The 19,054-nt window shown below is 41.1% G+C and carries 14 protein-coding genes; 6 read left to right on the top strand and 8 right to left on the bottom strand.

The window, feature by feature from the left end; genetic code table 11:
• Positions 1-14 precede the first annotated feature (14 nt).
• A complete protein-coding gene (locus tag ACH784_RS20625; RefSeq protein WP_404395603.1) occupies positions 15-611 on the bottom strand; it encodes a TetR/AcrR family transcriptional regulator in 597 nt (198 codons plus the stop codon).
• A 121-nt stretch (positions 612-732) separates the two neighbouring features.
• Between ACH784_RS20625 and ACH784_RS20630 the strand changes: the two genes are divergently transcribed.
• Together ACH784_RS20630 and ACH784_RS20635 are read left to right on the top strand one after the other, a co-directional pair.
• Positions 733-1,833 (top strand): MBL fold metallo-hydrolase, encoded by a 1,101-nt coding sequence (locus tag ACH784_RS20630; RefSeq protein WP_404395605.1) that lies wholly within the window; start codon positions 733-735, stop codon positions 1,831-1,833.
• 203 nt (positions 1,834-2,036) lie between these two features.
• A complete protein-coding gene (locus tag ACH784_RS20635) occupies positions 2,037-3,899 on the top strand; it encodes a S8 family serine peptidase (RefSeq protein WP_404395607.1) in 1,863 nt (620 codons plus the stop codon).
• A gap of 87 nt (positions 3,900-3,986) precedes the next feature.
• On the opposite strand, the gene ACH784_RS20640 is transcribed toward ACH784_RS20635, so the two are convergent.
• The 3 genes from ACH784_RS20640 to ACH784_RS20650 are packed head-to-tail and all read right to left on the bottom strand — an operon-like array spanning position 3,987 to position 6,754.
• Positions 3,987-4,541, bottom strand: a complete 555-nt coding sequence (locus tag ACH784_RS20640; RefSeq protein ID WP_404395609.1) for a hypothetical protein — start codon at positions 4,539-4,541, stop codon at positions 3,987-3,989.
• Positions 4,538-5,731, bottom strand: coding sequence for a peptidyl-prolyl cis-trans isomerase (locus ACH784_RS20645; RefSeq protein ID WP_404395611.1), 1,194 nt, complete (start codon positions 5,729-5,731; stop codon positions 4,538-4,540). The genes ACH784_RS20640 and ACH784_RS20645 overlap by 4 nt, the downstream gene beginning before the upstream one ends.
• 6 nt (positions 5,732-5,737) lie before the next feature.
• A complete protein-coding gene (locus ACH784_RS20650; RefSeq protein WP_404395612.1) occupies positions 5,738-6,754 on the bottom strand; it encodes a phospholipase in 1,017 nt (338 codons plus the stop codon).
• Between the two features lie 273 nt (positions 6,755-7,027).
• Between ACH784_RS20650 and ACH784_RS20655 the strand changes: the two genes are divergently transcribed.
• Entirely contained in the window at positions 7,028-9,130 is a 2,103-nt protein-coding gene (locus tag ACH784_RS20655) for a hypothetical protein (protein ID WP_404395613.1), read from the top strand.
• Between the two features lie 40 nt (positions 9,131-9,170).
• Here the strand turns inward: ACH784_RS20655 and ACH784_RS20660 are convergent, their stop codons facing one another.
• The 4 genes from ACH784_RS20660 to ACH784_RS20675 form a co-directional block, all read right to left on the bottom strand.
• A complete protein-coding gene (locus ACH784_RS20660; RefSeq protein ID WP_404395615.1) occupies positions 9,171-10,070 on the bottom strand; it encodes a hypothetical protein in 900 nt (299 codons plus the stop codon).
• Between the two features lie 152 nt (positions 10,071-10,222).
• Positions 10,223-12,046, bottom strand: a complete 1,824-nt coding sequence (locus ACH784_RS20665; RefSeq protein ID WP_404395616.1) for a PKD domain-containing protein — start codon at positions 12,044-12,046, stop codon at positions 10,223-10,225.
• A gap of 453 nt (positions 12,047-12,499) precedes the next feature.
• Positions 12,500-13,936 (bottom strand): chitinase, encoded by a 1,437-nt coding sequence (locus ACH784_RS20670; protein ID WP_404395617.1) that lies wholly within the window; start codon positions 13,934-13,936, stop codon positions 12,500-12,502.
• A 523-nt stretch (positions 13,937-14,459) separates the two neighbouring features.
• Positions 14,460-15,485, bottom strand: coding sequence for a thrombospondin type 3 repeat-containing protein (locus tag ACH784_RS20675; RefSeq protein WP_404395619.1), 1,026 nt, complete (start codon positions 15,483-15,485; stop codon positions 14,460-14,462).
• A 298-nt stretch (positions 15,486-15,783) separates the two neighbouring features.
• Between ACH784_RS20675 and ACH784_RS20680 the strand changes: the two genes are divergently transcribed.
• From ACH784_RS20680 to ACH784_RS20690, 3 genes are all read left to right on the top strand, one after another.
• A complete protein-coding gene (locus tag ACH784_RS20680; RefSeq protein ID WP_404395620.1) occupies positions 15,784-16,572 on the top strand; it encodes a thioesterase family protein in 789 nt (262 codons plus the stop codon).
• Positions 16,573-16,889: 317 nt separating this feature from the next.
• Entirely contained in the window at positions 16,890-18,371 is a 1,482-nt protein-coding gene (locus ACH784_RS20685; RefSeq protein WP_404395622.1) for a methyl-accepting chemotaxis protein, read from the top strand.
• A 23-nt stretch (positions 18,372-18,394) separates the two neighbouring features.
• A complete protein-coding gene (locus ACH784_RS20690) occupies positions 18,395-18,907 on the top strand; it encodes a DUF6436 domain-containing protein (protein WP_404395624.1) in 513 nt (170 codons plus the stop codon).
• Positions 18,908-19,054: the final 147 nt, after the last annotated feature.

Here is a 19,054-nt window from a genome sequence, read left to right on the forward strand (position 1 = left end):
ATTGACCTCAGATGTTATTTATTTGCATATCGCGCTAAAAACATAGTAATTGTTTGTTCGATAATATGTTTTTGTTGTGTCGGAGTCGGCTTTTCGAATCCATATAAGTGCGGATAAAAAATAAACGACTTAAGCTGAAAAAGAAACTGTTTTGATGCAAATTCAATGTCATCTATGTCTAATGCGTGCGCGTCGGCGGCATCTTTCAAGAAGGTCTCAATAAAAGTCATGCAGCCCACTTTGTTGCTACCAAGTTGTGAGGCTAATTCTGGATCTTTTAGCATCTGCATAAAGGCAATTTTCGCAATGCGCAAGAAATTGTCTGAAGTCAGTAGCTGTACTTCTTGCTCTGCAATGAGCTGTAATTGCGCATGCAAGGGTTTGCTTTGGTCAAAAATCACCGCTTCTGTCGCCATTAACTCGTCTTTCATTTTGAATAAAATCGCGTGAAACAGCTGATCTTTAGTATCGAAATGATTATAGACCGTGCGTTTTGATACTTTGGCAAGCTTAGCTATGTCGTCCATGCTGGTGGCATCGACGCCTTGCTCATAAAACAATTGCTCTGCGGCAGCTAAAATGTGCAATTTTTTTTGATCAGATAACTTCATAATTTTCCTCTCGATAACCGCCTTATTCTAAATCCAAATTAAAAAAGTTGCACTCAGTAGTTTACTTTTTATGTCTTTAGTGAAAAACTACACCGTGTAGTTTACTTTTGTTTGGTGCATTATGAAAATCAGTAAATGGTTAGGTGTAGGTTTTATTGCTTTAACAGTGGGAGCATGTTCAGTGAATAATCAGTTAGCAACACAAGATTCAACTTTGTCGCAAGGGTCGAGCCATTACCATAATGGTAAATTTCATAACGACGACATCATGGAAGCGAATGGCTTTGGCAAAATGCTAGGGCTAATCGGTCGCTATATCACTGAAGAGAAAAAACATGCAGTGCCAGAGCAGCCACTGCCTATGAAAGCTGTAAGTACAGAACAGTTACAGGCACTTTCGAATGATCGAATCCATATGGTCAAGCTAGGACACTCGTCAATATTACTCAAAGTTTATGGTGAATTTTGGCTGCTTGATCCGGTATTTTCAGAGCGTGCGTCGCCATTTAGTTTTTTGGGTCCTAAGCGTTTTCAGCAAACGCCTATCAGCATTGATGAGCTACCAGAGATAGATAAAGTACTTATTTCACATAACCATTATGATCACTTAGATAAAGCGAGCGTTAAGAAGCTGGCCGATAAAACCAAGCAGTTTTTAGTGCCTTTAGGGGTTGAAGCTGACTTAGCGCGCTGGGGTGTTGAGCCTTCAAAAGTGTTGTCATTTGATTGGTGGCAAGAACTACAAGCAGATAATGCATTGGTCGCTTTTACCCCAACTAAGCACTTTTCTGGTCGCGCTTTATCGGATGGCAATAAAAGCCTGTGGGGTTCTTGGGTGATCAAAGGCACCAAAGAAAGCATCTATTTCAGCGGTGATTCTGGCTACTTTGAGGGCTTTAAGAAAATTGGCGAGAAATACGGTCCATTCGATTTAACTTTCATTGAAACGGGCGCTTATGATAAAGACTGGGCCGATATTCACATGACACCAGAGCAAAGCTTACAAGCACACCTTGATTTACAAGGTAAAGTGATGGTGCCGGTGCACAATGGCACGTTTGATTTAGCATTTCATGCATGGTTCGAACCATTGGAGCGAGTGTCAAAAGCGGCGGATGAGCATAATGCAGTGATTAGAACACCAATAACTGGAGAAATTTTCAATTCAGACAAGCAATTTGTACAAACATATTGGTGGAAGCCACTTTTGCCTAGTTTGTAACTAAAATTTAACAATGTTAATTGTGTCAAATTTATTAAATTAAACGATTGAATCTAGTGAATAAAATACTTAAATGTAAAGTTATAGGTACGAATTTCAAGATGAAAAAGTTTAAATTTATGTAAATAAAATGTGATCTTTAAGATTCCTTGCGCTATGGTTTGAGTGATTTTTAATCAAACAACAAAGTAAAAGGAATCATTATGCGTAAATTATCGACTCTAGCATTTGCTATCGGTGCAATTGTATCTGGTCAAGCTTTAGCTCAAGCAGAGCTTAAACAAGTTTCTGCAAGTAAAGCCATTCCAAATCAATACATTGTAGTATTTAAAACCCCTTCAGTTTTAAATATTCAAAGCGCTGATGCAGTAGCAAGTTATGCTGAGCAAGCCAGCCAAACTCTCGTTAATAAATATAACGTAGATGTATCACGTAAGTTTGCTGGTTCTTTAAACGGTGTGGTTGTGAATGCATCTGCACTTCAAGTTCAAGACCTTCTTAATAACCCTGATATTGATTACATTGAGCAAGATCAGATCGTGAGTGTGTCACCTCTTGCTGCAACTAATGTTGACCAAGGAAATGCGATTTGGGGTTTAGATCGTGTTGATCAACGTTCGTTGCCACTTAACTCAAACTATCATTATGACTTTGATGGTGCAGGCGTTACCGCTTATGTAATCGATACTGGTGTTTTAACGACTCACAATGAATTTGGTGGTCGTGCATCACATGGTTATGATTTCGTAGATAACGATGCTGATGCAACTGACTGTAACGGTCATGGTACGCACGTTGCGGGTACAATTGGTGGTAGCCAATATGGTGTGGCTAAAAACGTTAATATCGTTGGTGTTAAAGTACTTGGCTGTTCTGGCTCTGGTACAAATTCAGGTGTAATTGCAGGTGTTGATTGGGTTAAAAACAATGCGTCAGGCCCATCGGTTGCAAACATGAGTTTAGGTGGTGGCGTATCACAAGCACTTGATGATGCGGTTAACTCTGCGGTTGCTGCAGGCTTAACTTTTGTTGTTGCTGCAGGTAACGATAACTCAAATGCGTGTAATTACTCACCAGCACGTGCAGCAGATGCAATCACCGTTGGTTCAACAACGAGTAGTGACAGCCGTTCAAGCTTCTCAAACTATGGTAGCTGTTTAGATATTTACGCGCCTGGTTCAAGCATCAAGTCAGCTTGGTACAACTCTAATACGTCGACTAATACCATCAGTGGTACATCAATGGCTGCACCTCACGTTGCAGGTGTTGCTGCACTTTATCTAGATGAAGACAGCTCTCGAACACCAGCCCAAATTGACGCGTTACTAAGCAGCCGTAGCTCGAAAAATAAGGTTACTGATGCTAAATCAGGTTCACCAAATGAACTACTTTACAGCCTAGCTGGTGATGGTGGTCCAGTAGACCCAGTTGACCCAGATCCAGTGCTAGAAGACGGTGTTGCTGTAAGCATTTCAGGTGCTACGGGCACAGAAAACTTCTATACATTTGAAGTGCCAGCGAATACGGCAGCAGTATCATTCAATATGTCTGGTGGTACAGGTGATGCAGACCTTTATGTGCAACAGGGTACTAAGCCAACACAATCATCGTATAGCTGTCGTCCTTACAAAAATGGCAATGAAGAAACTTGTACGTTCAATAACCCAGCTGCAGGCACATGGCATGTAATGGTTCGTGGTTATAGTGCGTACTCTGGCGTATCGCTGGTAGCACAAACTTCTACAGGTGGTGGCTGTGGAGCAAACTGCCTTGATAATGGTGTGCCAGTAACTGACCTTTCTGGATCACGTAACTCTGAAGTTGTGTACACTATTGATGTACCAGCAGGTGTTACACTGAACGTTAATACATCAGGTGGTTCTGGTGATGCAGACCTATATGTGCGTCAAGGTGCAGCACCTACAACAAGCACTTATGAGTGCCGCCCTTACCTTAACGGTAACAATGAAAGCTGTAGCTTAAGTTCTGGCACAGGCGGTACTTACTACATCATGCTTCGTGGCTATAGTGCTTATAGCGGTCTAACGTTACAAGCTAGCTATTAATTAAATTAAAGAGCAGATACTGTTATCTTCTCTAGATTTAATAAGTCGTTAAGTAAAAGCGCATAGAGTTTAATTCTATGCGCTTTTTTACTTTCCATTTTTTTCGGCTTCAAGTTTGGTTATTAACTTTGCTTGCAGTGCTTTTAATCCTGCTATCTTTTCTTCAGCAAAGGATATTTGTTCAAGACTTATTCCTGCTTGCTTACCTCTTTTTAATAGCTCATTTAAGCGCACAATTTTCTGTTTACTGGCATCAATGTAGGCAAGTTTCAATTGCGTTTTTTGATTATGTTGAAATGCTTGGTAAGCCTCATAATCATCGAGTGAGCCTTGATAACCTTGGGGTTCTTTTGTATTAGCGATTGGTGGGATTTCATACACCTGCTCAGCATCATCGCGAGGTAAGTATAAACTGTGTTGCTGTGTTAACTGCTTTGCTGAGGCATCGGTCATGGATGTTTGGCTTTTTAAAGCGTGCTTTAAAGTTGCAGGCGTTTGTTCATCGCTCAAACGGATTTTTGAGACATTCGATAGCTCGGGACTTGGTTGTGTTGGGGCTTGCGCAGTGGTGCGATTTAAGCCCCAGTAGATAGCTGCCAAGGCAGTGGTTAAACAGCCAATCCATAGGAGGGGTCTTTTCATCCTTTTGCCTTTTCTAACCAATTAGCCAATTTTGATTGGTAGCCATCAAGTGCTTTCGATTGAGCAATCGCGAGTTTTGCTTGATAAATCACGGTTTCACTATCGGCTGGAAAGTACTCAAATTGCTTTTCTGATACCTTGGCGACATACCAATGATTGTCGGCGCCTCGAATTGGCTTTGATAAACTGTCCACTTCAAGTGTAAATAAAAGTTGTTTTAACCAAGGTGATAACACACTATTCGTTGGGGTTTTTCGGGTAAAAATACCTTTGGTTATTTGCGATGTATTGATACTAGGATCTTGACCAACAGCCTTAGCAATGTCAGAGACTTTAGCTTGCTCAAAGAATGCATGAGCCTGATTTGCATCGGTAAATTTCACCGCTCCAGCATGCACCTGGGAAATATATTTAAACTGCTGTTTATGCTTTCGATAGTATTCAGTTATTTCATTTTTTGAAATGTTGGCAATGATCTGTTCAAGGAATTCGCTGCGCTCGGCATGCATTTGTTGTTGCACTCCAAAGTAAGTCAGCATGGGGGAGCGAAGTAACTCTGCGAGTGCGATTTGTTGCAGTTGCTCAAACTCGATCCCTTTGTTATGCAACTGTTTCTTGGCTTGCTGAGTAAAATGCACAAATTCAAAATGCTGAGTTAATAACGTTGCTAATAATTGAGTGTCGCCTTGATGTAAGCGAAAGCGATTCTGTAATGATTGCTCTGTGAGTAATTCGGCTAAGTTCAAAGGCTTTGCAACATACGAATCGAACTTCACTTTAGACAAACGGCTTACTTGAGTTTGTGTGTACGTATTGGCTGGAGTCATAGACATCGCAGGGGCCAACATAGTAGTCAGTTGGTCATGACTTGGCTTTTTAAAAACTGGCAGTGATAGCGTGATATCTTGTTGTGTTCTTACTAGTGCGTATAACAGCTCGCGAACATGTACTTGATTACTAAAACCAACATTGGATTGTCGTGAAATAAGCTCTGGTTTTAGACGCTTAGCTTCAGCGAGTAAGAATTGGTTTTCTAACAATCTTTGCTTGGTTTTTTCGACATTCCAGCGCGTATTCTGATTAACGTAAACTTGATCTAAGAGCTTAATGGTTGCCTGATTAAAAACCAAAGGCTCGCTTGCGAAAGCTGGTAGGCAAACGCCTACCAGAAAAATAATAAACCACTTCATGTGCGATTAACCTTGTCGCGCAGTCATGGCATGGTTTAGTAAGTGAACAACCATGGCAATGGCGTGAGGGATCACTTGTTTTGCTGTTTCTAATCGGTCGTAATGATCTTCTGAGTTTAGAACAATACCGCCTTGGGTATAAGAAAAAGCACCACCTTGAGTCAATAATGGACGAATATCCGCATTATTTGCAGTCACAGGTGAAAAGTAGTTAAGAGCATGAGTGATTAAATTAGCATTATTAAGGTTTTCTTGGTCGTAATAATCTTTTACCCATGCTTCCCAACTTGCATGGTTAAGATCTGATGTTGTCCATGTGTGGTGTGGTTGCAATAAGTCGGTTGTATGAAATACAAACCCTAGCATTTGTGGGTTGCCACTTTGTAAGTAGCCTTGATACCAATGTTGACCTAAATTATCGATAGGTTGAAAGGGCATTTCTTCGAAATCATCATACATGCTGTAGCTGGAGTGGCTATCAATCCGATAATTTTTTTCAGTGACACCATAACTATTGTACTTAGTATCATCAGCTGAGAACCAGCCAGTTTCGCCGCCCTTACCATCGTCTAAGTAATCGCCTTTCAGCCAGGTTGCAGCCATATTATCAACCGTTCCCCAAACAGTAAGCTTTTGGTAGTTATAACCACCAAAATCATTACCATGGCTATCAGCACCTTGGGTGTGATTTTGAAAGTGCCAGTAGCTGGTGTATTTTACGATGCTTTGCGCAGCGCCCCATAGCGGTGCTTGAACGCAATCGCCAGTGATCGCGCCACAAAAAAATGTGTCTTCAAAGTCATCAACATCGTATGCAGCTTGGCCAAGTAATTCAGCCAGTTGTGAAATGTTCATACCATGACTACTCGCATAGGCTTGTAGCTTACTGAACTCAGTCGTTGAAGGGTTGTCGGCCATATATTGAACCGCATCAATAACAATGCGTTTATGGGTTTCTTGTGTAAAGGCTTGAGTTTGTGTTGCACACGCACCAAGCGCACAGAGTAAAATCAGTTTTTTCATTTTGTTAGCTCCTTTAAGTAATAACTCTATATGGAAGGCTGCATTAGAGCGGCTCTCCATGACTGTTATATTAAATTTATGTTAACAAAATATTTTATTTAATGTGCTTTATTTTTATAATGCCGAGCAAACCTTGGCTAAACTCTGTATTTAAATGTTAAAAAAATGTACTTTTAAATCTTCATATTTCTACCTTAATTCCATAATAGACTTGCTCTAATAGGCTAATACTCAAATTTTTTTAAACTTATTTTATTTTGAATGGAATACCGCGTGCGTGTACAAGATCCTTGGGAGAGTCGGTTAACCACACCGTTACTCGTTTTATTTTTAGCAATTTCTGCATTGGGCTTTTTAATTAATGGTTTTTACCAAGTTCAGCAAACTCATTCTTTTGGTCAGAAAGTAAGAGAGCAAGTCAAAACGCAAACAATGAATGCGGCTCACGAGGTTGGAGCGGAGCTGAAAACCATAATGAAAAGTGTGGATCGTTTTGCAACTGAAGTTACGGCGACCCCAGATAAAACGTTTGTCACTAAATTATTAGAAGACGAGTTTGCGGTTAACGAAGATATTTACTCTTTAAATGTCACTTTTCATCCTTATCAATATTTGCCAAATGTGCGCTATTTCAGTCCATATTACGAACGTTTAACCGGCGTCGAACGTAAGTATAATTTGCTGGACTACGACAAACCTTACAAAGAATTCAGTTGGTATCACAGGCCTTTAAAAGAAGGGCCAATTTGGACCGAACCTTATTATGAGCCACAAAATAATGTGTTGATGACCACCTATTCGGTCCCTTTTTATCAAAGTAAAGAGGCAAAACGTGAAGGTGCACAACCATTGGGCGTAGTGCCTTCTGATGTGTCTTTAGATACCTTAACTGCCTCGCTCAAGCAGCTGGATTTAGGTCTGGGTGGCTACGGTATTTTATTCTCTGAACAGCAGAGTTTGATTTCTCACCCAGTGTTCAGCCATGTAAGAGAAATGGAACGTTTAGAGAATTTAATTAAGGAGCCTGAATTTGCTTATCTTGCGAAAATCTCGGGGTGTTTTGAAGATGATCTCACATATTTATTTTTTAATGGAGAAACGCTGAGTAACAGTGAGCATTATGCTGCTTGTACAAAAGTGCCGCACACAAATTGGACGCTGATCACCCGGATGTCAGCGGATATGTTCGCGATGGACCGAGATGAGCGCCGGCAAAATAATATTCATATTATTAGCTGGGGAGCGGCGTCATTTATCTTTCTAATTTTGCTGCTTACGCGACTCAGAAAGCTGACCTGGACACAAAATAATGTTCTGCTTTCAATTACTTTGATCCTCAGTACGTCGTTGGTTTTAGAGTTTGCCCGAAGCTTTAAAACCTTAGAAAAAACCGACAATGTGGTGATTACGACTCAGGCCCAAAGGGAGGCCTTTTCATCGAGTTATAGTGATAGATTAGAGACGATGCATGTTGCTAAACCTGAGTATGTAGCGACGGGTCTGTATGTTGAATCATTGGAATTTGTAAGCGCAAACAACGTGCATTTAACAGGCCATGCTTGGCAAAAGTTTAACGCTCAGCAAAGTGCATTTATTGAGCCCAAGCTGGCTTTTAATCACACTGTGAACAGTAAAATTGACGAGGTATATCGCAAAGATTTACAAGACGGAGGGTTGTTGGTCGGATGGCACTTTTCCATCGAAACTCGGCAGCAGTTTGATTACAGCAAGTATCCGTTTGACCATAAAAGCATAGAGCTGAGCTTTAATGAGGCCGATATGGGCGGCAATGTTATTTTAGTGCCAGATCTTGAGTCGTACGAAAAACTCTCGAAAATGGACAATCCAGCAGTGTCGCCAGATATTGTGCTGGATGAATGGCAGTTAAAAAGCAGTTACTTCAAATATCGTTTTGAGAGCTATAACACTAACTTTGGTCTAGATACTTTCTTTAACCAAAATGTTGCTCCTGAGCTGAACTACAACATTAATATTGAACGAGAATTTATTGGCCCATTTGTCACCACATTACTACCTGTCATGGTGATGGTGTGCTTACTCTATGCGTGCGTTGTGAGTATGAAATATACGCCGTATGGTGATCTTCGTAATAATATAACCGCTGTGGTGTTCACGATTTTATTAGCCCACTACAGTATTCGAGAGCACTTACAAATTGATGAAGTGGTGTATTTTGAAATCTTCTACTTCTTGCTTTATCTGGTGTCATCTATCTTCATGTTGATAGCACATCAGTATTACAAAGCGAAAGAAGAAACTGGCGATGGACGTATTTATAAACGCCTCGCCAATATTTGGTTCTGGCCTGTTATGACGATATCGATATTTATCATCACAATATTGACTTATTATTAGATGAAAAGACCTGCCGCAGCAGGTCTTTTTTATTTGGCAATTAATATTCTAATTCTTCAATCCATGTCAGTGTTTCTAAATAGCTTTTAGTTTCTTCAGTGAGTGGGTTGCCCGTAAGCACTAAGCGTGACAGCTTCAGGTTTGTATCAACATTGAGATTGGTGATTAAATTGTCAGCTAGCTGTACAGCTGATAACTCTGGTGAGCCACTGAAATCAATCGCAGTGAGTTTATTGTTTGATAGGTGTGCACTCTCTAACTTAGGCAAATTGATATACAGTGTTTCAAGCTCTTGGCTGAGAATGCTTAGACTTTTTAAAGCCGGCTGGTTTGTTAGCTCGATTGATGAGGCGGCCTTATTGTTTAGGGCTAGCGTTAATTCAGTCAGTTTAGTGTTATTTGAAAAGTTAAAGTGCGTTATTTGTGTTTCATCTAGAACTAGGGTTTCTATTTCTGTGTTGTAGCTTAAATCCAGCGTTGTTAAATTGGATTTAACTAATTGAAAATGTTGGAGACCCGATAAGCCAGACATATCAAGACTCGACATATTCACATTATTTAAGCTGAGGCGATTTATCTGTTCTAGTTGAGATAAGTCGATAGTTTCAAAGTTGATATTTTTCAGGTTTAGCCATTCGAGTTTTGGTGTCCAACTTGAGTGATAAACAACATTCAGTTGGTCCATTGTCTGGCGTCCATCAAGTGACAAGGTTTTTAAATTTGGGAATTGAGATAAGCCGCTTAAATCTCCGGCGGGGAAATCTTGAATGTCGCAATATACACTTTCAACTTCGGCTTTATCTCTGACGCTATTTGGATCAAAGCTTTGGCAATGATAAACAGAGTGATCTTTAAGTGATTCGTTATATTCTTCATGCCCGCTACCAAAGCAGCCGGATAGCAATGCTGATACGCTCAAGAGAACGATTGTTTTGTGCATGTTAATTTCCGTTTATTGCTGTTTTTTAGTAATGAACATACCACGCTCCTATATTTGGTCCAATGCTAAAGTAAAAAAGGCGACCACGTATCCTCGAGGTCGCCTTTGCTAGCAGTTGTTAATAAAGGAAAATTTATTATCCAGAGCTCAGCTTAGTTAGCTGTAGCTGTTAAGCTTACGCCACTATAAGCGCTATAGCCTCTCAGCATAACGTGGTATCTACCTGCACCAGAGCTCACTGTACAAGTTTCTTCATTACCCCAGCGGTAAGGTCGACAATCATAAGTTGTTCGAGTTGGTTCGCTGCCCTTACGGACATATAAGTCCACGTCACCTGAACCGCCTGTGATCACAATAGTTGCACCAGACATGCCAGCAGGTACATCAAAGTAGAAGAATTGCTCATCGCTTTTAGCACCGCTTAATCCAGTTTTAGCTACGCCATCTTTAAGAAGTTTAGGGTCCGTACCATCATCGACGGCGAGGGTATAGGTTTTGCTTGCTGTTGCGCCGGTTTCATCGGTAATTGTGAGTGTGGCTGAGTACTCACCTGCAGTCGCATAAGTATGGTTTACATTAACACCAAACCCATTCGCTGCACCGTCGCCGTATTGCCATTCATATTGTGTAATTGCGCCATTTGGAGAAGTTGAACGACTACCGTCAAAACTACAACTTAGCAAAGAGCAATTAATATCAAAATCAGCCACAGGCTGCGGGTCAACTGTGCCGTTATCACCGCTTGGTATTTGATCATTAAAGTGTGTAGATACCTGTGGCCAAATTAAGCTGATTTTGGCGCCTTTGTTTGTGCATCCGCCTAAGTGGTGCAGTGCAATAACATTGTTAGTTGCAGCGGCAAGCACTGGAGAGCCTGATGAACCACCAATCGTGTCACAGTAATAGCCTAGATCAGTGCCTGTGCCACGACCGTTTGCGTTAGCTTCGTTAACAGAGCATAAACCATTTGAATCTCTGTCAGATTCAATTGAGAGTTCTTTTGGATTACCTGAGCCATGTTGAGGAATGTAAATACGTTCACCTTGAGTTGCGTCGCGAACATCTAAACCGAAATAACCGAAAGGTGCGGCTTTTGCAAAATCATTAATGGTGAATAGGGTGTAGTCGAGGGTATAGTCAGTTTTAAGTAAGTCTTTACCAGTCACTTTGACCACACTTTCAAGGGTATTGCCATCACAGCTGGTGTGTTGGTAGTTAAACCAGACTTCGGTATTTGCAAGTTCAGAGGCAGACTCAACACAGTGGTTGTTGGTGAACATACGGTTGTCACTGCCTACACGCCAGCCTGTACACAAACCGCTACCATTCATGAGTAATCGAGCGACAGGACGTGAGCGTTCAAATTCGGTTGGGTTTGAATTTGCCCAGCATTGCACGTCGCGTCGCTCCATTGCTCCACAAGTCGAAGAGATGCCTGAGTCTGTTTCAATAGACTGTGTTAATTCATTTTCAGTACCGTGAAAGTAGCTATCAATTTCAGCTCCGGTTATATGAGCTTGGCTTTGTAATTGATAAGTATTGTCGGTTTGCCCCGGTGTATATTCAACGATAACTGTGTCTGCAGAAATTGACATCGCATAGAAAGAAGTAATGCCATCATCGCCAGGTGCTGTGGTTGCGGTGCTCATATTAAACTGAGTGTACTCATAACGCTCACTCCCATCTTCTGAGCGAACGACTAGCTTGCCACCACCTTGCAAATTGACGTTTTTAAAATGTAGTTTGATGTAACTCGCATTCGGATGAGACACAGTTTGTGAGATCACAGACTGACCTAAGCTATTTGCTGTTGCAAATTGGCTACTTAGCGGCAAATTAAGCTGTGCTGCCTTACCAATGGTGGTTTTTTGCGCCTGTGACGTATACTTCATCATTTGCGCTTCGGTTAATGGGGCTTGAGCTGCGACTGACAGTGATACGGCGCCGATCAACGGCAATAAATGGCTTACTTTCATTATCATATCCTTACAATTTCTTGTTGATGGTTTGGGAACCGAAGATAAAAGTAGCGTATAAAATTGGGGTTGTAAAACATTTGTTAATATAAATTAACTTGATTTTTACAGTTTAATGCCAATCCTATTAATTAAGCGATCTATTTTGAGGCAAGAAAAACTTGTCGGTAACGCCGCTCACGCGTCCTGCTATCGCCGAGGTACCTACATCCATGTAGGCAAGGCGAAAATTTTGCTATTTAGTTGTTCTAAATGAGAAATTTTCAACGAAGTTAGCATCAGTTTTAGTCCCTCAAAATGATTGAGTGTTATTGAGGATTGGTATAGGTTGTATCCTCTACCAATGCTTTGAATTAAAAGATTTTAAAAGTTGTAAAAAAGGCGACTGACCACACAGGATCAATCGCCTCTAGCGCAACTTTATATCAATTATTGTTCAATAATAAGTTTGAATTAATTTGCGATTGCCCACGGACCGCCATCAGCTTTTGGTTGGTCGCCTTGCGTCCACCATTTAGCTGTATAGATGGCATTATTAAAGCTTACTTTATCGCCTTTTAAATACACCTTAGAGCTATCCCAGGCTGCAATGCCGCCGACAGGTGGTTTATCTTTAGGTGGATCAAGTTTTTCTACTACAGTCACTTGTGGCCAATTAACGTGAGATTGATAAAAATTAGTGACACATTTTTCATAGTCACCCGGCACCAGTGCAGAGTAAGCAGTTTGATAGCCGACTAATTTACATTCGAAAGACTGACCTTCAGGGCGGTCTGAGTGATAAGTCCAATCGGCCTCCCAGTTTGTGTACAGCACATCTGTAGAGCCATTTAGATTTAAGCTGCCGAATGGCGTTTGTTGCCAGCAGGTGTTCTCTTCATCGGCTTCAACCGGAATATTGTAGTAGTTAGACAGGCCTTCCCAATAACGAATGCGGTTAACAGGCTGACCTTTAGTGCGGTTTTGCTCGCCACACTCTATACCGCCATTGATCACGTTGATGGTTGTGCCAAACCCATAACCGATACCAGCAGCAAGCTCTTTTTGAGAGGGCACCCAAGTTCGGTCGATAACATGCAGCATGGCAGGTTTTGGTGCTTGAGGTGTTAAGAAAAACCAAATAGCCGAAGCGAGGTTAAGCCATGAATCGGCGACTAATCCAGGGTTATTTAGAAGTACAGTCGCATCGCCGTTAAACATGACCTCAGAGAAAGCACCGTAATTGAAATGATAAGAAAGTTGTTTTGCGCCGCGGCCGAAATAACCTTGGCCATCAGCGCATGGCCAACGGCGGTTTTGCCAGTCGTTTTGGCCACACCCAGTGGTATAACCTGGCTGACCTTCAGTCCATCCCATTTCACGCACATGCACAAGTGCTTGTTGCCACTCTTCTAATTGTAACGGGTTGTCTGAAACATTGTCTTTAGCAATGTGCCCACCCGTTTCTTGCGCAAAGTGTGCAAACGCGGTAATGATAGATTTTTTACAGATGGCATCTGAGTTCCGACCATCAGTGTATTCACCACAAAAAGCTGGGAATTTACCAATCGCGCGTAAAAAGCGGGTATAGGTATATTCTGGGGCGGCCATGCCGGTTAGAAAGTCCCATTCTTGTTGACCAAACACACGTTCAACGCGTTTCACGTTTTCAGGGTTGCTGGCATTGTTAGGGGTAATGGCTTCGACAATAGTGTTGTCGCGAGTTTCTAGTGCTTTTGCCCAGATCTGATACATAGGATCTGAGGCTTTTGCATCACGTGATGCATTTAATTCTGCACGAGACAATAAGTAACCACTAGGGTTATTCGGATCATCAACTATTGTTAAAGCATTTGCCGAAGCAATTAAACCAACTTGCAATGCAAGCAGTTTGAGAGAATGGGTTTTCATGTAAGTTCCTTTGAATCGCAATGTTTCTAAATTAGGTCTTTAACCTATTTTTAACATTAGATGCAAAATGACATCGCTGTCAAGCTCTCTCATTAATTATACCAATCCTGTTAATTAAGCGGTCTATTTTGAGGCAAGAAAAACTAGTCGTTAACGAGGCGGAAATTTTGCTATTTAGTTGTTCTAAATAAGAAATTTTCAACGAAGTTAGCGTCAGTTTTAGTCCCTCAAAATGATTGAGTATTATTGAGGATTGGTATTATCAATTTCCGTACTTACTGATGGGGGAGATGCCTGTGGGGGAAGGCAAAACAGTAAGTACGCGAAATTTAAAATGATTAAATCAATATTGACGCCAGAACTTAATAATTATCAATTTACTGATTTAAAAGGGGTTAATTTTTACTTTGTGTCGGTAGGTGCAGATTGCAATTCAAAACGCTTCTATTGTTGCAAATATTAAAATTGTTATTGCGAAAATAAAGGGGCTATCAGCCCCTTTATTGGTCGCTTATGGAGGGTCTTACTTTCCTTTACCTTTTCCTTTTGATTGTTTGCCACAGTTGCTTTCTCCTGCAGCTTCTGTGAGGGCATCTCCTTCCTCTTCGGTCAGTAATCCATTATTCACTTCAATATTCTTCGCATGGGCAACACAGCTCACGTATTGGCCATGGTTTTTCCAAAGTACATCGGTAGCAGGGCCTGCACAGTTACATGCATTGGCAACGTTTTGCTCACCCGAACAACCGTATTGATCGGTTAACGCACCATCAGCGGTATCTGCACACATATCGTCGTCATCTAGAATACCGTCACCATCACTGTCGACAACAGGCGCATCATTTTCGTCGGTGGGATCTGAGCCAGCATCAACCTCTTCGCCATCACTAAAGCCGTCGCCATCACTGTCTGGATTTTGTGGATCTGTTTGATAAAGGACTTCTTCAGGATCAGTCAGACCATCGCCATCAGAGTCAGTAAATACGGTGCCTGTATTGGTTTCGAGTCTGAACATACCGCCCGCTAAACCGCCTCCATCAAAAATTAAAAATTCAAGCGTGTGATTGCCATTTAAAGACACCGGGTAGGTAATGTTATTGGCATTCCAGTAAGCTGATTGGTAACCAACGAGATTGCCGTCGATGTACACCCAAGAGCAGTTATCGGCAAGCAGTTTTAAAACAAAGTCCCCTTGACCACTAACGTCAACGGCATATTTAGTCCAACTATGACCGCCAGGGCCTTGTGAATACAAGTTACTCCAAGCGTTTATCCAGCTAGCAAAGTAGCCTACACTGCCTTGCCAAGGGTGGGCATAATTGCCGAAAGAAGTAACTGGGTGCGGGTTTTGCCAATTTGCATCAAGTCCAATCCCAGGTTGAACTGTACATACACTAGATGGCCAATTACCATCCGCATAGGCTGGATAAATTGGATCCCAAGCCGTTACGCTTGAATCACTGGTGTAAACGGTATTTGCAAAAGCAGAAGTAGAAAGACACGCAGCAAAAGCTGTTGCTGCACACAGTTTTTTGGTAAAGGTTTTCATAGTGTCACCTTGCACTATAGAATAAAGACTAGCTACAGCTCCTTGACTATTGGTTTAAACCAAATAGGCAACTCTCTCTAACGTTGCGACTTCATTTGTATCCCCCATATGAACCTAGGTTATTATTGCGTTAATTCAAACAAAAATAAGTGAAACTGTATATTTTCAGTGTTTGTTATGGGCTTTTTAAATTTAGACATAGTAAAAAGTACTACAAATTTTGGTTGTGGTCGTACCAGTTGTTCTGTGTTATAAAATTAGGCAGTTATTAATTTGCTTCTTACTTCAGGTTCTAACAATGAATTTAAAACAGGTTCTTTCTCAACTAGAAAATGGTTTATCTGGAATAATTTTACCTAGCTCTTGGTGCCAAGGTCGTACCGCTTTTGGTGGTGTTTCTGGTGCACTACTTTTTCAAGCAGTCAAACAAGTGGTAAAGCCAACGCGTCGAGTCTTATCTATTAGTACAAACTTTATTGGTCCGCTGATTGCTGAGCAGCCGTTCGATATTAAAGTTGAGGTTTTACGTGAAGGTAAAAGTGCCTCGCAAGTACTGGCGCGCATTGAACAAGATGGCAATACGTGTGTATTAGCGCAGTTTTGTTTTGGTGAATCGCGTAAATCTGAGTTGTTAGTGAGTAATGATGAAACGCATCAGCTAGTCGCGCCAAAGCCTGAACAGCGAATACCTTATATCCCAAACATGACACCAGAATTTTTTCAGCATGTTGAAATCTGCTTGCAACAAGGCGGCATGCCATTCACAGGTGCTATGACATCGCACTTAGGTGGCTGGATGCGTTTTGCAGATCATTGTGGTCACCAAGATGAATTACAGCTATTAGCATTAAGTGATGCTTGGCCACCTACTATGCTGCAAATGTATCCTCGACCAGCACCTGCAAGTACGATGAGTTGGTATATTGAGTTTTTAAAACCAGTGCAGTTAGAAGAGACTCAATGGTTTGGTTTTGAAGCAGTGACACACAATAGTGCCGATGGCTATGCCATTGAAGAGGCTAAAATTTGGCATCCTAATGGTGAGTTATTGGCTTTGAGCCGACAAACAGTAGCGGTGTTTGCCTAGGCTATATTTGAGGGGGTGAGTTTTATTTGCTTAACTCATCCAATGTTTGTTTGTAACTTAAGGCGTATTTACAAAGCAATAGGGGTTTTTGACAGCGCTTTAAACTGATTTTATATAATACCAATCCTCAAAATAGACCGCTAAATTAAGAGGATTGATATAACCAACTCAGAATTAATACATTGATTTACCTGATAAAGGGGCGATATCGGATGTTTTTTGAGTAAATAGACTTTATTGTCAGAAATCGTCAATCCAAAGCACTTTGCTAAACGTAGCTTATACTTATCTTAAACGTTTAATGCTTGGAGAAAGCAATGGATTATCCTTGGATAAGCAAAGCCAATGGTATCTTTTCTGCTGCCTTAATTGCACAGTTCGCCCTGTCTTTATTTATTGCCTTTTTTACCCAAACTTGGTTTGAGGCCATTGTGATTGGTTTGATAACTTTGAGTCTTCCCTTATTTCTCATCAAAACTGCTCCTCAATCTTCAATTACCCGTTACAGTGTGGGTATTGCAGTGCAAGTATTTGCAGCGCTGCATATTCAACAGACTATGGGCTTAACTGAGCTACATTTTGAGATTTTTGTGATGCTGGCTTTTTTGAGTTTTTATCGAGACTGGCGGGTTATTCTTGCCAGTGTTGGCTTTGTTGCGGTTCATCATATTTTATTCTTTGTAATGCAATCGGAAGGTTCAGGTGTTTTCATTTTTGAAGATGGGCACTTGATGTTTTATATCTTGGCAATTCACGCATTGTTTGCCTTGGTAGAAGCTGGGGTACTCATGTATGTTGCGAAACACTCGCATCGTGAAGCCGTTGCGGCATTTGAATTGTCATCTAATGTTGAAAATATTTTAGCTGGCAACGGTAAGTTTGATTTAGCCAGTTATAAACCAAGTGAATTAAAGCATTTGGCTGATTTTAATAAGCTGATCGGCTCATTTTCAGCATTAATCACGCAGGCCAAAGAAGTGTCAAATAGTGTGGCGGGCATGGCCGAAGAGGTATCTAGCTTAACCGCTGAAGCGCATAGCGCAAGTGAAAATAATAGTACTCAAATTAATCATATTGCATCAGCCACAAATACCATGACAGCAGCGAGTAATCATGTTGCTGAGTTGATAGTTGGGGCCAATGATAATGCCAATGTTGCGTTTAACAATACCGAACAAACCCGCTCTATTATCGAAAGTTCGGGGCAAAATATAGATAGTTTGACAAGAGCATTGTCTGAAACCTCTGGCACGATCGGCGAACTTGCCAATAAATGTAATCAAATTGAAGAAGTCATGAACGCCATTAAGTCGATTTCAGATCAAACTAACTTATTGGCGTTAAATGCTGCGATTGAATCGGCAAGGGCGGGCGAGCATGGTAGAGGTTTTGCGGTCGTGGCTGATGAAGTTAGAAAGCTGGCAATGAAAACGCGAGAAAATGCTGAGCAGATCAGTGAGATCACAGCATCTTTAACCACAGAAGCCTCACTATCTGTTCAGCAAATGGGGAAATGTTTAGATCAAGCACAAACTACCGTGGCACAAGCAAATGAAGCGTCAGGCATGATGACGGGAGTTGTAGAGAGCATTCAAAGTATCGTTGATAATATGGCGTCTGTATCAAATGCTGCGAATGAACAAACCTCTGTGTCAGACAGTATCTCTGAGTCGACTCAATCTCTGGCTAGTAATTCATTGCACTTAGAAAACTCGACCTCAGAAGTAGGTCTAAAATTTGAAAAAATGCAGCAGCAAATTAATAGCTTAAACCAAGAAATGCGCCGATTTGAGGTATAAATTTGAGGTTTAAATGGTCCGCTGTGTTATTAGTAATTTGGACGGCAACGCTACTCGTTGCCGTACTTGTCGCTGCGAATAGTAAAGTTAAATACTTTGACCCAAAAAATGTATTACACCAATCGGCATTATCGTTATCTTTCGATAAATCACTTGTTGATGCGCTGTCAAAATTGAACCTTGATCTTGCTGGGAGTGTAATTCACTTTCAGCAGGGAGACTGCTTTTGTCAGGCTATTGCACAAAGCCATATAAATTCGGTCGAGAAGCTCGCTGAAAATAAGCAGTTTAAAAATATAATTATCAATGTAGATGAACACAAATCACTAATTAGATTTATTCCCTCAGTACCAGCGGTTGCTGTGATTGATAAAGCAAATAAGTTGCGCTATTTCGGTCCATACTCGTCAGGTATGTTCTGCAATCAGGGGGACGGATTAGTAGAGCCATTTATCAAAAACTGGCAGACAGCTGCAACAGGCGCAACCATTATCTCTCAAAGCCAAGGCTGTTATTGTAATTTATCTGAGTTGTGAAGTTTTTAAGGAGCTGATTTTTATAGTTATTAAAATCAGTTAATGAATTATTTTAAGTTCGCGCATAAAAAATATTGACCAAAACCCATTTGCGATTTATTTTTTTGCGCGATGTTTCAAGAAGGGCCATACGAAATCCAAGTCAAC

The sequence above is a fragment of the Pseudoalteromonas phenolica genome, from assembly GCF_044788725.1.
GTDB lineage: Bacteria > Pseudomonadota > Gammaproteobacteria > Enterobacterales > Alteromonadaceae > Pseudoalteromonas > Pseudoalteromonas phenolica_C.